The 14,617-nt window shown below is 30.2% G+C and carries 16 protein-coding genes; 10 read left to right on the plus strand and 6 right to left on the minus strand.

Annotated elements, in window-relative coordinates; all coding sequences use genetic code 11:
* Window positions 1–44 precede the first annotated feature (44 nt).
* Both HMPREF2647_RS10730 and HMPREF2647_RS10735 read right to left on the minus strand, forming a co-directional pair.
* Window positions 45–239: a DUF2197 domain-containing protein gene (locus tag HMPREF2647_RS10730; RefSeq protein WP_002449988.1), complete on the minus strand. Its 195-nt coding sequence runs from the start codon at window positions 237–239 to the stop codon at window positions 45–47.
* A gap of 1 nt (window position 240) precedes the next feature.
* Window positions 241–726 carry a hypothetical protein gene (locus HMPREF2647_RS10735; RefSeq protein ID WP_017175738.1) on the minus strand — a complete coding sequence of 162 codons (486 nt, stop codon included), beginning with the start codon at window positions 724–726 and terminating at the stop codon, window positions 241–243.
* A 138-nt stretch (window positions 727–864) separates the two neighbouring features.
* On the opposite strand from HMPREF2647_RS10735, the gene HMPREF2647_RS10740 reads away from it, so the two are divergent.
* The 3 genes from HMPREF2647_RS10740 (at window position 865) to HMPREF2647_RS10750 (ending at window position 6,402) form a co-directional block, all read left to right on the plus strand.
* The gene (locus tag HMPREF2647_RS10740; protein ID WP_070860099.1) at window positions 865–1,140 is read left to right on the plus strand and encodes an Fpa/YlaN family protein; all 276 of its coding nucleotides are present in this window, start codon (window positions 865–867) and stop codon (window positions 1,138–1,140) included.
* Between the two features lie 244 nt (window positions 1,141–1,384).
* Window positions 1,385–2,617 (plus strand): cell division peptidoglycan polymerase FtsW, encoded by a 1,233-nt coding sequence (ftsW, locus tag HMPREF2647_RS10745; protein WP_017175736.1) that lies wholly within the window; start codon window positions 1,385–1,387, stop codon window positions 2,615–2,617.
* Window positions 2,618–2,952: 335 nt separating this feature from the next.
* Window positions 2,953–6,402 carry a pyruvate carboxylase gene (locus tag HMPREF2647_RS10750; protein ID WP_017175735.1) on the plus strand — a complete coding sequence of 1,150 codons (3,450 nt, stop codon included), beginning with the start codon at window positions 2,953–2,955 and terminating at the stop codon, window positions 6,400–6,402.
* 123 nt (window positions 6,403–6,525) lie between these two features.
* Here HMPREF2647_RS10750 and HMPREF2647_RS10755 read toward each other — a convergent pair whose 3' ends face one another.
* Window positions 6,526–7,446 (minus strand): COX15/CtaA family protein, encoded by a 921-nt coding sequence (locus tag HMPREF2647_RS10755; RefSeq protein ID WP_017175734.1) that lies wholly within the window; start codon window positions 7,444–7,446, stop codon window positions 6,526–6,528.
* Between the two features lie 238 nt (window positions 7,447–7,684).
* Between HMPREF2647_RS10755 and cyoE the strand changes: the two genes are divergently transcribed.
* The 4 genes from cyoE (at window position 7,685) to HMPREF2647_RS10775 (ending at window position 10,847) form a co-directional block, all read left to right on the plus strand.
* Window positions 7,685–8,596 (plus strand): heme o synthase, encoded by a 912-nt coding sequence (gene cyoE, locus HMPREF2647_RS10760; protein WP_017175733.1) that lies wholly within the window; start codon window positions 7,685–7,687, stop codon window positions 8,594–8,596.
* 29 nt (window positions 8,597–8,625) lie between these two features.
* The gene (locus tag HMPREF2647_RS10765; protein WP_017175732.1) at window positions 8,626–9,087 is read left to right on the plus strand and encodes a DUF420 domain-containing protein; all 462 of its coding nucleotides are present in this window, start codon (window positions 8,626–8,628) and stop codon (window positions 9,085–9,087) included.
* Between the two features lie 245 nt (window positions 9,088–9,332).
* A complete protein-coding gene (locus tag HMPREF2647_RS10770) occupies window positions 9,333–10,394 on the plus strand; it encodes a CAP-associated domain-containing protein (RefSeq protein WP_049382518.1) in 1,062 nt (353 codons plus the stop codon).
* An 18-nt stretch (window positions 10,395–10,412) separates the two neighbouring features.
* Window positions 10,413–10,847: a YlbF/YmcA family competence regulator gene (locus tag HMPREF2647_RS10775; RefSeq protein ID WP_017175730.1), complete on the plus strand. Its 435-nt coding sequence runs from the start codon at window positions 10,413–10,415 to the stop codon at window positions 10,845–10,847.
* 167 nt (window positions 10,848–11,014) lie between these two features.
* Here the strand turns inward: HMPREF2647_RS10775 and HMPREF2647_RS10780 are convergent, their stop codons facing one another.
* Window positions 11,015–11,950 carry a glycerophosphodiester phosphodiesterase family protein gene (locus HMPREF2647_RS10780; RefSeq protein ID WP_019835749.1) on the minus strand — a complete coding sequence of 312 codons (936 nt, stop codon included), beginning with the start codon at window positions 11,948–11,950 and terminating at the stop codon, window positions 11,015–11,017.
* A 144-nt stretch (window positions 11,951–12,094) separates the two neighbouring features.
* Here HMPREF2647_RS10780 and HMPREF2647_RS10785 point away from each other — a divergent pair, with 144 nt between their 5' ends.
* Complete coding sequence (locus HMPREF2647_RS10785; RefSeq protein WP_054105437.1) at window positions 12,095–12,346, plus strand: DUF2129 domain-containing protein; 252 nt, start codon at window positions 12,095–12,097, stop codon at window positions 12,344–12,346.
* A gap of 17 nt (window positions 12,347–12,363) precedes the next feature.
* Here HMPREF2647_RS10785 and HMPREF2647_RS10790 read toward each other — a convergent pair whose 3' ends face one another.
* Window positions 12,364–12,753: a DUF7147 family protein gene (locus tag HMPREF2647_RS10790; RefSeq protein WP_019835748.1), complete on the minus strand. Its 390-nt coding sequence runs from the start codon at window positions 12,751–12,753 to the stop codon at window positions 12,364–12,366.
* 70 nt (window positions 12,754–12,823) lie between these two features.
* Between HMPREF2647_RS10790 and rsmD the strand changes: the two genes are divergently transcribed.
* A complete protein-coding gene (rsmD, locus tag HMPREF2647_RS10795) occupies window positions 12,824–13,375 on the plus strand; it encodes a 16S rRNA (guanine(966)-N(2))-methyltransferase RsmD (RefSeq protein WP_002450015.1) in 552 nt (183 codons plus the stop codon).
* Window positions 13,368–13,853 (plus strand): pantetheine-phosphate adenylyltransferase, encoded by a 486-nt coding sequence (gene coaD, locus HMPREF2647_RS10800; protein ID WP_017175726.1) that lies wholly within the window; start codon window positions 13,368–13,370, stop codon window positions 13,851–13,853. Before rsmD ends, coaD begins: the two co-directional genes overlap by 8 nt.
* A 46-nt stretch (window positions 13,854–13,899) precedes the next feature.
* Here the strand turns inward: coaD and HMPREF2647_RS10805 are convergent.
* The coding region (locus tag HMPREF2647_RS10805) for a nucleotidyltransferase family protein (protein WP_176746928.1) at window positions 13,900–14,617 on the minus strand (718 nt) is incomplete at its 5' end.

The following is a 14,617-nucleotide window of genomic DNA, read 5'->3' on the forward strand; positions in this document are numbered from 1 at the left end:
AACATCAAATTTGATGTTGCGTCTTTTTATTATTGAAAAGTATACTATAAGTTTTCATTTGGAAAATGGAGATTAAATTTACGATTTTCATTTGGTCGTTGTCTAGGTGTGTCTAATCGACTTTTACAGTCACTACACATGAATGTTTTAATTGGATTATTACGTAGACGTTTAGCTTCAACTGTACGTTCATCAATTAAGACCTTAGTATCACAAATAATACATTGTACTTCTCGCAACTTAAATCACCTCAATACGAGTTACATATTTAAAGTGATATGAATAGGCGTTCTCCTCGGGATTATAAACAAAGCTATCTACTGAATTATCATCGTACAATCGCTTACCATCTTTAGCAAATTGGAAAAATAGATAAGGTAATAATTCTAATGGAATTTCAATTGAAGATGTATCATTTGAAAGTTTAATTGTAGTTGCACTTTCTAAAGGCTCTGCATTTTTAAAAAATGGTGTCATATTTATTGCAAATGAATCTTCTAATACAGCACGTTTACGATACTTAATTTCAGAGTTTAATGTAGGAGGATTGGTTTGTCCTTCTAAAATAGCTCTATTCCATTCGCGGTTATCTTCAAATTTAATAGGTTTAGTTCCTTCAAAAATACCGTTTTCAATATCTTCTATTTTTACTTTTCTATCATCAAAAATCCATGTTGTACTATCTAAAGTAATAGGAAATTTGACGTCTCCTTTAATTTGAATCATCTTGCCCACTCCCTAGTTTCAATCTAACCATTATTTTATCATATTTAAAATGAAGGGTTTATTGAATAAACTTGCTTTTTAAAAGGTAGTAGGATAAACTTCTGATATGAAGATATTTAATGATAGGGGGAGAATGTGATGCCGAAGCAAATGAACATAAATAGTGCAGCTTATGAGCAATTAAATCAAGATGCTGACCGAATCTTGCATTTAATTAAGGTTCAAATGGATAATTTAACTATGCCATCTTGCCCACTATATGAAGAGGTTCTCGACACACAAATGTTTGGTTTACAAAAAGAAGTAGACTTTGCTGTGAAACTTGGTTTAGTTGATAAAGAAAACGGTAAAAATTTAATGCTTCGTTTAGAAAAAGAATTATCTAAATTGCATGAAGCATTCACAAACGTATAACTCTAAGTCTAATGCTTTGAATATGAAAGTGTTATAATGAGCAAGAATTAATAGATGTAATAATTTATGATAGTGACTGAAATGTTATGTAAATAATATTTTCAGTCCTTTTATTTTATTTTTTACGTTTATGTTTGTTAATTAATAATTACAAAGTATATAATAGTTTAGACAGAATTTAATTTGATAAATCGTTTTAATGAGCATATATAGTTTAAATTTTTAGAATTGGATGATCTTTTTTATGAATAATTTAAAAAATATATTTCGATACATAGGTAGAACCTCTAAGTTTATCGATTATCCATTATTAATTTCATATGTTATTTTGTGTTTTATAGGTTTAGTGATGGTTTATAGTGCCAGTATGGTGGCAGCTACTAAAGGAACGTTAACAGGTGGCGTTGAGGTTTCAGGTACATATTTTTATAACAGACAATTAATTTATGTTATCATGAGTTTCATTATTGTTTTTTTTATTTCATTTATGATGAATATAAAAGTCTTTAAACAATCAAAAGTTCAACAGTGGATTATGATTATTATCTTTGTCCTTTTATTTTTAACATTATTGGTAGGTAAAAATATTAATGGTTCAAAAAGTTGGCTTGACTTAGGATTTATGAATTTACAAGCTTCAGAGTTGCTAAAAATTGCTTTAATTCTTTATATTTCTTATGTATTAAGTAAAAAATTACCGCAGTTAAGAGGTAATTTAAGAATTATCAAAGGGCCAATTATTTTAATTATCCTTTGTTTAGGTTTAGTACTTTTACAAGGAGATATTGGACAAACATTATTAACATTAATTATTATATTAGCAATGTTTTTATTCGTAGGTATAGGTGCTAAGAAAATAGTAAAAGGACCTATTTTATATATTATTCTTGGATTTATTCTTATTGCTGGGTTCTTTATTTTCACTGGAATGATGCCAGAATATTTAAAGGCACGTTTTAGTACAATTTACGATCCTTTTAGTTCTTCTTCTGGAACTGGGTATCATTTATCCAATTCATTAATGGCAATCGGAAATGGAGGATTATTTGGTCGAGGATTAGGTAATGGAATCATGAAACTTGGCTATCTTCCAGAAGCGCATACAGATTTTATTTTCGCAGTAATTTGTGAAGAATTAGGACTGATTGGTGCCTTATTAGTAATAGGATTATTATTTTTTATTGTATTCCGTGCATTTATATTAGCCACTAAAACATCTTCATATTTTTATAAATTAATATGTGTTGGTGTAGCGAGTTATATTGGTAGTCAAACGTTCGTAAATTTAGGAGGTATATCAGCTACGATTCCTCTTACAGGGGTTCCTCTTCCATTTATAAGTTTTGGTGGTTCATCAATGATCAGCTTAAGTATTGCTATGGGATTATTATTGTTAGTAGCAAGACAAATTAAAGTTGAAGAAAAAAGAGCAATAAAAAATAAAAAAACAAAAGTGGATATTCCTAGACAATATTAAAATCATTTAATGATAGATGTAAATATGTAACTAACATTATTAAGAGTGGAAGCAAGAATTAAAAAATTTGCTTCCACTCTTTTTACATTTATGTGACAAGTTAAAGGATTACTAGTCTACAGTAGCGTCTTCAAACTATAAATGATAATATAAAGTTATTAAGTATAATAATTATTAATGATTACATTTTAAAATAGTGATTAAGCTAACCTAGTTACTATATTTTCATTTTATAAATTGTATGTAAAAAAGTATTAGCTTTCTCATGTATTTTAAGATAAAATTTTATTATCTAATTAGTTAGAATATTCAAAATATAAAGGGGTGTTTCTTGTTTGAATCATATAAAAAAATTATTAGTAGCCAATCGTGGTGAAATTGCAATTAGAATTTTTAGAGCAGCAACGGAATTAAATATTCAAACAGTAGCAATTTATTCAAACGAAGACAAAAATTCATTACATAGATATAAAGCCGATGAATCATATTTAGTGGGAAAAGATTTAGGACCAGCCGAAAGTTATTTAAATATTGAACGTATTATTGAAGTAGCAAAACGTGCGAATGTAGATGCAATACATCCTGGTTATGGCTTTTTAAGTGAAAATGAAGAATTTGCAAGACGTTGTAATGAAGAGGGCATAACATTTATTGGTCCTCACCTAGACCATTTAGATATGTTTGGTGATAAAGTAAAAGCAAGAACAACTGCAATTAAAGCAAATTTACCAGTTATACCAGGAACAGATGGACCAATTGAAAATTTTGATGCAGCAAAGGCATTTGCTAAAGAAGCAGGATTCCCACTGATGATTAAAGCCACAAGTGGTGGTGGTGGAAAAGGTATGCGTATTGTTCGCGAAGAAAGTGAATTAGAAGATGCGTTTCATCGTGCGAAATCTGAAGCACAAAAATCATTTGGTAATAGTGAAGTATATATCGAAAGATACATCGATAATCCCAAACATATTGAAGTTCAAGTTATTGGCGATGAATATGGTAATATTGTTCATCTATATGAGCGTGATTGTTCTGTACAACGTCGTCATCAAAAGGTAGTTGAGGTAGCACCATCTGTAGGCTTACCTGATGAATTAAGAGAACGTATTTGTCAGTCTGCATTACAATTAATGAAAAATATCAAATATGTTAACGCTGGAACAGTGGAATTTTTAGTATCTGGCGATGAATTCTTTTTCATTGAAGTCAATCCACGTGTTCAGGTAGAGCATACGATTACAGAAATGATTACAGGAATTGATATCGTTAAAACTCAAATTTTAGTAGCAGATGGAGCAAGTCTATTTGACAAACGTATCGCTTTACCTCCTCAAGAAGAAATCCAAACACTTGGTTATGCTATTCAATGTCGTATCACTACCGAAGATCCTACAAATGATTTTATGCCAGATTCTGGTACGATTATTGCTTATCGTTCAAGTGGTGGTTTTGGTGTACGTTTAGATGCAGGAGATGGTTTCCAAGGCGCTGAAATTTCGCCTTACTATGACTCACTATTAGTGAAATTATCTACTCATGCCATTACTTTTAAACAAGCTGAAGAAAAAATGGAACGCTCTTTACGAGAAATGCGTATTCGTGGTGTAAAAACAAATATTCCGTTTTTAGTTAACGTTATGCGTAATGAAAAATTCCGAAGTGGAGATTATACAACAAAATTTATTGAAGAAACACCGGAATTATTCGATATTGCACCTACATTAGACCGTGGTACTAAAACATTAGAATACATTGGGAATGTAACCATTAATGGTTTTCCGAATGTCGAAAAACGTACGAAGCCAGACTATGAGTCAACTTCGATTCCGCAAGTTTCAAAAAAGAAAATTCAACATCTATATGGTACAAAACAATTACTAGATGAAAAAGGCCCTAGTGGAGTTGCAGATTGGGTTAAAGCACAAGATGATGTTTTAATTACTGATACGACATTCCGTGATGCGCATCAATCTTTACTTGCTACGCGTGTACGTACAAAAGATATGTTAAATATAGCTTCTAAAACTGCTGAAGTATTTAAAGATAGTTTTTCTTTAGAAATGTGGGGAGGCGCTACTTTTGATGTGGCATACAACTTCTTAAAAGAAAATCCTTGGGAGCGTTTAGAAAAACTTAGAAAAGCGATTCCAAATGTATTATTCCAAATGTTATTAAGAGCTTCAAATGCTGTGGGTTATAAGAATTATCCTGATAATGTAATTCAAAAATTTGTAGATGAAAGTGCTAAAGCAGGTGTAGATGTTTTCCGTATTTTCGACTCATTAAACTGGGTAGATCAAATGAAAGTGGCAAATGAAGCGGTACAAAAAGCAGGTAAAATTTCAGAGGGTACTATTTGTTACACAGGGGATATTTTAAACTCAGAACGTTCAAATGTGTTCACTTTAGATTACTATGTTAAATTAGCTAAGGAATTAGAACGTGAAGGTTTCCATATTTTAGCAATTAAAGATATGGCTGGCTTATTAAAACCTAGAGCAGCATATGAACTGGTTGGAGAATTAAAAGCTGCAGTTAATTTACCAATACATTTACATACACATGATACAAGTGGAAATGGTTTATTAACCTACAAACAAGCCATCGATGCTGGTGTAGATATTATCGATACAGCTATTGCATCGATGAGTGGCTTAACAAGTCAACCAAGTGTGAACTCCTTATATTATGCATTAGATGGGTTTAAACGAAATATGCGTACAGATATTCAAGGTTTAGAAGAACTAAGTCACTATTGGAGTACTGTTCGCCCATACTACGTTGACTTTGAAAGTGATATTAAGTCACCTAATACAGAAATTTATCAACATGAAATGCCAGGTGGTCAATACTCTAATTTAAGTCAACAAGCTAAAAGTTTAGGTCTTGGTGAACGTTTTAATGAAGTCAAAGATATGTATCGTCGTGTTAATTTCTTGTTTGGAGATATTGTTAAAGTGACACCATCTTCAAAAGTGGTAGGAGATATGGCGTTATATATGGTACAAAATGATTTAGATGAACAATCTATTATTGAACAAGGTTATAAATTAGATTTTCCTGAATCAGTAGTGTCATACTTTAAAGGTGAGATTGGTCAACCAGTAAATGGCTTTAATAAACAATTGCAGGATATTATTTTAAAAGGTCAACAACCGCTAACTGAACGTCCAGGAGAATATTTAAAACCAGTAGATTTTGATGAAATACGAGAACAATTACAAGATAAAAATTATGGTGAAGTGACTGAGCAAGATATTATAAGTTATGTACTTTATCCAAAAGTATTTGATCAATTTATTCAAACTAGACAACAATATGGTAACTTATCATTACTTGATACACCGACATTCTTCTTTGGTATGCGTAACGGTGAGACTGTAGAAATTGAAATTGAAAACGGAAAACGTTTAATTATTAAACTTGAAACAATTAGTGAAGCAGATGAAAAGGGTAATCGAACAATTTATTACGTGATGAATGGTCAAGCTCGTCGTATTACGATTAAAGATGAAAACATAAAAACAAATGCGAATGTAAAACCTAAAGCAGATAAAACAAATCCAAATCATATAGGAGCTCAAATGCCAGGAAGTGTGACTGAAGTTAAAGTTTCAGTAGGTGATGAGGTTAAAGTAAATCAACCACTATTAATCACTGAAGCCATGAAAATGGAAACAACAATTCAAGCTCCATTTAATGGAGTGATTAAAAAAGTTACTGTTGGAAATGGTGATGCTATTGCAACGGGAGATTTATTAATCGAAATTGAAAAATCTGAGTAGGTATTAAAAAGTTTAAAAGCATAAGATAGAAAGTTAAATGACATTCTATCTTATGCTTTTTTGCATAAAAAACACGTTAGAGATTCCATGTTTTACAATAACTCTAACATGTCTTTTAAAACTTTATTTGATTTTTGATTTTTCACTTCTAATTGAACGAAGCATGAGTAAAATAAAGTAAGCGATTAAGCCAAAAAGTATAGTAATACAAAGTGCGTGTAGCAATGCAATAATTAAATTAACATGTGTGATTACAGACAATGCACCCGTAATCACTTGTAAAATAATTAAAATAAATGCAGCAGTATAGCCATATCTAATTGTACGGTTTTCAGAATAATTTTTGATGGCATGAATAAATGTAATCATAATCCAACAAAAAGTGATAAATGCCATACCGCGATGTGCAAATTGTACCCAATCTTGCTCAGTATGGGGTACTAAATTATTAAACGGCAATGGCCAGCTTCCATATGCTAAACTTGCTTTAGCGTGGCGAACCAAAGCACCAGTGTAAATAGTGACATAAACAACGCCCGTCATAATCCAAGTAAGATTGCGCAATGGTTTTTTTATAAATAATTCATCAGCCTCATATTTTTTATCCACTTCAAAAATAATAAGCATTAATACGAACACAGAAGAAAAACTAATTAATGAAATTCCAAAATGTAAGGCTAAAACGTAAGAATTTTGTTGCCAAATAACAGCTGCTGCGCCAATTAAGGCTTGAATTAATAGGAAAGCGACACTAATAATTGCTAAAGGTTTAACCTCTTTTATGTATCCTATATTTTTCCAAGCTGTGATGGCCAACCATAACACAACAATTAATGATAAACCTGATACAGCTCGGTGACTCAATTCAATGATTGTAGCAATTGGCAAATTCTGAGGTAATAAAGCGCCGTGACATAAAGGCCATGAAGCACCACAGCCATCTTCAGAGCCCGTCTTAGTTACTAAGGCGCCCCCAAGTTGTACCAATGCCATAATAATTGTTGCTACGATTGATAACCATTTAAGGTTTCGTTTGTTAAACAAGTTTAAACACCCCATCATTAATTTAAAATATTTTGTAATATGATATCCATTTATGCTCTGATTTTAATATAAAAGATATAATTATAAATATTACAACTATTATACTACAATAATTAAAGACAAAAAATTAGTGAGACAGGAAGTCGTTAAAGTGTCACAATTTAAATAGATATAACCTAGCCTTTTATAAGTAATTATTATATCATAGTACTATATGAAAATTTTAAGGAGGGGAACCATGAGTAAAGAACACACTTTATCACAGCCGTCAAGTAGAGTGTCTTTTAAAGAACTACAACAAATTATTAAAATGGGCTTGGTACAGGGTAACCTAATTCCTGCTTTTGCAGGCGCTTGGTTAGCTATTGTAATGACAAATCATTCCTTCCTATCGTCAATACCTCAAATCCTATTAATGTTGATAGGTTCGACATTAATTATGGGTGGTGCTTGTGCATTAAATAATTATTATGATCAAGATATCGATAAAATTATGCCAAGTAAACAAAGTAGACCAACAGTAAACGATAGAATTTCAGATAAACATTTATTAATGTTAAGTTTTGGTATGATGTTAGTAGGAGAAGCATGTTTATTCTTATTAAATGTGCCATCAGGTGTTTTAGGACTTTTTGGTATAGTAGGATATGTATCATATTATTCAATCTGGTCTAAAAGACATACGACTTGGAACACAGTAGTAGGAAGTTTTCCAGGTGCTGTGCCACCTTTAATTGGATGGACAGCTATTGATGGACAAATAAGTCTTGTAGCTTTTGCTTTATTTTTAGTTGTCTTTTGTTGGCAGCCTATTCATTTCTATGCTTTAGCTATTAAACGTAGTGATGAATATTCATTAGCAAATATTCCTATGTTACCTTCAGTAAAAGGCTTTAAACGTACAAGAGTAAGTATGTTTATTTGGTTAGTATTTTTATTACCATTACCGTTCTTATTATCTAGTTTAGGCACTACGTTTGTTGTATTAGCAACTTTATTAAATCTTGGATGGATTTTTATAGGTTTAACAACATTTAAGAAAAATACTGATCAAACTAAGTGGGCAACAAAAATGTTTATCTATTCACTAAATTATTTAGTAGTATTCTTTGCATTAGTTGTTGTCATCTCTTTAATAAAAATGATTTAAAATATCTAAGTTAAATAAGGATGGAACATATGAGTTTACCAATTCTACCAACTATTAGTACAAGCTGTATCGTAATTAGTGCTATTTTAGTAGCAATAGGATGGTGGCAAATTGCTCATCGTCATGTTAATACTCACAAAAAAGTTATGTTATGGGCAGCATTTTTCGCATTAACGTTTTTTATAATTTACGCAACTCGAACGATATTTATAGGTAATACAGATTTTGGTGGTCCAGATTCTGTTAGAACATATTATAAGATATTCTTAATCTTCCACATTAATCTTGCTACGATTGGTGGCGTATTAGGATTAGTTCAAATTATTACTGCATTTAAAGATAAATTTAAATGGCATAGAAGAATCGGACCTGTCGCTTCAATTATATGGTTCTTTACTGGTATTACAGGTGTGGCAGTATACTTATTACTATATGTAATTTATCCAGGTGGAGAAACTACATCGGTGATTAAAGCCACACTAGGTTTATAACAATATTGAATATTTTAAAGAATAGCCTGGGACATAATGAGTGTCTCAGGTATTTTTAATATTTTGGCAGTCGATGATCAAATTGTTTAGTATAAATTATGTTTTAATATTAATTGTTTATTTTATTTGTAAATAGGTATAATGTAGTTTAATTAATAAATTTGGAGTTTAGAAAAAAAGAATGGCTTGATTGTTAAAATAGTTATTTTGTACAATATATATAATTCTAAAGAGGTGGGGGAGCAATGACTAAGTTAGTAATCAAAGTTTTAGGAGTCGTATTTTTAATTACATTTTTAATTTATTTATTTTACTCACCAAGATTAAAATTTGATGTTCTTGAAAATCCTAATAACAACAATAAAATAAGTCATTCAAATCAAGTATCACATTCCGTGAAAAAACAGACTGAAAATCCTGCTCCCAAAAATGGGATAGGTACTTGGATAGGTAAAGATATTAATTATCTTACAAATAAATATGGACAAGCAAATCGTACATATCCTGTTAAAGGCGGATATACTGATTATATATTTAAGAGAAAACAACAATATTATATTGTTACTACAAAACATGATGAAATTAAATCTGTTTATGCTACTGGAGAAAAAGCTCAAACCGGATCATTAAAAATCAATGAAAATGCTTCACATATATTTGAAAAAACTAGTATTAATCCTGACCCCTCTTTTAAAGTGAATGGAAAACAATATAATTTTGAGTTATCAGATGAAGATATTAAAACTCAAACTCTAATTAAATATGGTAATATTTATGCTCAAGTTTATGTGGATCAACAATCAAATCGAATTATGGGTATTCGATATCTAGATAAAGAACTATTAGCATTTATAAAACCTTATCAATTAACAGATGAAGAAGATATTTCAGATGATAAATTTAATAATGACAGAAATAATAAAGATTCATTACCATATGAACAAAGCCCAAATCAATTGATAACCCTCTATGAAATTACTAATCAAATGAGAGATTTAAAACATATTCCACCATTGAAAGTAAATTCAGACATTTCACATATTGCTTCAGCAAATTTATATGAAGCAACTGGTACAGAAGATGTTGAATTTACAGAAGAAGCCCTTAAGAGCCAACTTGGTAACGAAAACATTGACTTTATAGCTACAAGTCAAAATGTGGGCTATGATTTTGATGACGTGCCTACATTAATTCATAGTTGGATGAATTCGGATATACACCGTTCAAGAATGTTAAATAAAAAGTATAATGAAATGGGTGGAGAAGTAATGAGAAATTATTATTCACTTATTTTTGTACAAAAATAGGTTGTGAGGTGACCGATAATGTATACAGAGGAAACATTATCAATTTTAGATGAAATTGAAGATTTATCAGACATGATTGTACAATCAAAAGTGTATTTTAATTATAGAGAAGCTCAAAAAACACTTAAACAAGATGATGAAGCACATTTACTGTATCAAGCTTTTTTAAAATCAAAAGAACGTTATGATGAAGTGATGCGCTTTGGTAGATATCACCCAGATTATCAAAATGTAATGTTAGATACACGTCGACGTAAGCGAGCTTATGAAATGTTGCCTAATGTAATGGATTACAAATCTAAGGAAGTACAATTACAAAATTTAATAGATGAAGTGTTGACTAAAATCGCATTATCTGTGTCAGAAAATGTAAAGATTGAAGTGGGTAATCCATTTTTTAAAACGGATTCTAAAGGCTGCGCCTCAGGAGGTACATGTAATTGTCGTTTATAATTAAAAATAAAATCTAGTAAATCAGAGGTTGAGTTGCAAAATGAGATGTCAGCATATTTTTACTTTAATTATTGAAGATTAATATATTAAAAGAATCTGAGACAACTATGATGTATGTCCCAGATTCTTTTATGTATATATTTTAATTTTATATAGAATGAGTGTATTTAATTTGAGGTATGTTGTTTTAGTAGTGATTTAAATTGTTTACCTAAATCAGGACGGTCAGTAACAATGGTGTGGACACCTTTTTGATACAAATCATACATTAAGTCAACACTATTAATGCCATAATAACCTGGCACAATATTTAATAAGTTAAGCCATTGAATAAAATGAGTTGATGATAATGGGATACCTTTGAATTTTATAGGCATTTGAAATGTGTCAGCTTGAGGATGATAATGATAACCTAGTCCTAAAATAAACTTAATCACACCTTCAGTCACTTCATGTTGACTTGCACCAGTAGCTATTTCTCCATTGCTTATTGCTCTAAAACGTTCATTTTGTTCTTTATGAAAACTTGTTACAAGTACACGTTTCTCAGCATGATGATGCTTTATAATATCATACATTTTTTTAGGCGCAATAGCTCCTTCATAACTACTTGGAGTATCTTTTAAATCTACATTGATATATTTGCTAGGATACATTTCTAAAAGTTCATCGAAAGTTAAAATTTTAGCTTGTTGATGACCTCTATAAATATGGCGACCATTGATATCAGTAAAATGAAATCCTGCATCTAATTTTTTTAATTCTTTTAATGTGTAATCACATACTTTTCCTGAACCATTAGTAGTACGGTCGACTGTAGCATCGTGAAAAACAATCAATTCTTCATCTTTAGTTAGTCTCACATCTGTTTCAAAGCCATCTAAACCATAATCAACAGCATTATCGAAAGCTAATTGTGTTTGTTCTGGTCGAACTGACATTCCACCTCTATGTGCAAAAATATAAGGTGCTGGTCCATTAAAAAAGTAAGGTATGTCTTTAAGCATTTTAGGCTTTTGATTTCTTTTTAAAAGTAATAAACTGCTTAGTATACCCATACTAGTGATACCCAAGTTAAAAAAATTCTTCTTAATGTGTTTCAAGGTATAACCTCCTAAAGTTCATTTAAAATTAATAATTAAAGAAATATTTTTCGAAAGTTAAGTGTTGAGATATTGAATGTATTTTATAAAATTATTAGTCATGGTATAGTAATTATGCATAATAAATGGAGTGAGTGAAATAATATGGAATTGATTCCAAGAGTTAGCTTAATTATTTACTTAAAGCATATTAAACATGAAAGACAGATACGTAAATATGGACATATCGTTTATACTAATAAACCTCGAAAGTATGTAGTAATGTATGTTAATGAATATGAAGTAGACGATATTCTCCAGAAATTAATGAAATTAAAATATGTTTTACATATTGATGGATCCCCTTATAAAAACTTGAAAAAAACATATGATAAAGAAAAGCATGAAAAGCTTTAAGATGTATTTAAACATTGTTATTGCATCGGTGGGATCCAATTTTGTAAACGAAGTACGCTAATTAAATATTTAAAATATAAATCATTCGTATGAAATGCATTTGGCGGTTGAACATCAATGCCGACAATAGGAATATCATACGATTGAGCTTGTTCATTAATCATCTCAAATTTTTTATTACTATTTGGGTAGGGATATTTTAAAGCGTTTAACATCATATATATGGCTTGAAATTGTTTACCGGTCGTAGGATTCATAATAATTGCGACTGATGATAATTGTTTGTCTGACTGTGGTGTATGGAAATAGACAACCTTGTCTATTCTTGCATGATTATATTCAATAAGAGTAAGAAATTCGAATAAATCTGTAAGTCCTTCTCCTAAAATAATAAATGATTGTTTCATAAATATTTAATTCTCCTTTTTCAAAATAAATTATAGTAAATAAATGAATGAAATGGAAGTGTAAGTCAAAATGAGAGTCATTGCTGGAAAACATAAAAGTAAACCACTAGAGAGTTTAGAAGGACGTAATACACGTCCAACAATGGATAAAGTTAAAGAAGGTATTTTTAACAGTTTACATGAAGTATACGGCTTAGGTTTAGACTTATTTGCTGGTAGTGGTGCTTTAGGAATTGAAGCACTTTCTAGAGGTATGGATAAAGTTATATTTGTAGACCAAAACTTTAAAGCAGTTAAAGTGATCCAAGCTAACTTGAAACAATTAAATTTAGAGGAACAATCTGAAGTATATAAAAATAATGCAGATAGAGCGTTAAAGGCTATCAATAAAAGAGACATTCAATTTGATTTCATTTTTTTAGACCCTCCTTATAATAAAGGGCTAATAGATAAGGCTCTAGACCAAATTTCTAAGTTTAATTTATTAAAAGAACATGGTATTATCATTTGTGAGTTTAGTAATCAAGAAAAAATCAATACATATGATTTTGAAGTAATTAAGCAATATCATTACGGTTTAACAGATACTTTGTTATTAAAAAAAGGAGAACACAATGACTAAGACAAAAGCAGTCATTCCAGGTAGTTTTGATCCTATTACTTATGGGCATTTAGATATTATAGAAAGAAGTTCTGATCGATTTGATGAACTTCATGTATGTATATTAAAAAATAGTAGTAAAGCAGGTACATTTTCTATTGAAGAACGTATGGAATTAATACGTGAATCTGTAAAACATTTGCCAAATGTGAAAGTACATAATTTTAATGGATTACTTGTCGATTTTTGTGATAAAATAGGCGCTAAAACAATTATTCGTGGCTTAAGAGCAGTGAGTGATTTTGAATATGAATTACGTTTAACTTCAATGAATAAAAAATTAAATAGTAATGTAGAAACAATGTATATGATGACAAGTACAAACTATTCATTTATCAGTTCAAGTGTTGTGAAAGAAGTGGCTCAATATAAGGCAGATATTTCAGATTTCGTACCTAGGCATGTTGAAAGAGCATTAAAAGAAAAATTTGAAGATTAAAAAATTAGCGTATAGAACAGAAATGAAATGTTCCATACGCTTTAATTCAATTATTTAATCTAATTACAGGGGTATTAAAATCATTTTTCTGTTGACCTGATAATAAGTTATAAATATCGGTAGATTTAATTTCATTTTTAAAAAAATGAGCAGATGTTTTATTAATATTAGTGATGAATTGACGCTCTGGAAATTTGGTTTTTAATTGTTTGAGATAACTTTGTCCGCGACGATTCATTCCTAAAATTCTTACAGCTGAAATGGATTGAATAGAATCTTCTTTTTTTACATTTAAAAGAATTTGCATAAGTATGCGTTGTAAATGAGTATAGGTAAAGCGTTTTGTCTTCAGTAAAGACATAAAGGATTCAAAAGAAGTGGCTTGATTGATATATTTTTTTAATCGATGTTCTAGTCCTTCAGATATAGTGTATATATGAGCCATTTCATGAATTGAATGACTTAAGATATGATATTTAATCAAGCTAAATGTATCCTCTTTAGTTAAATGAGGTGTTGTATACAGTGATTGAATTGAAGAGGGAACAACTGTAGTCCACTGAGTTTCTTGAGTGATTAACGACTGCCTAATTGCAGAACCACTTGCAAAGGATGATGTTTCAATTGTCGCATCATGATGATGAGCATGCACACGTTGGATAGCAAGTCCTTTCATGTGAGGTGCAAATTGTTGTATAGCTTTTAAGTAAGTGATTGCTAAAATATTATTAGGCATTTTCAGCAAAGTATTATCGCTAATTAAA

Origin of the sequence: Staphylococcus sp. HMSC035D11 (assembly GCF_001836075.1) — a bacterium.
Lineage (GTDB): Bacteria > Bacillota > Bacilli > Staphylococcales > Staphylococcaceae > Staphylococcus > Staphylococcus hominis.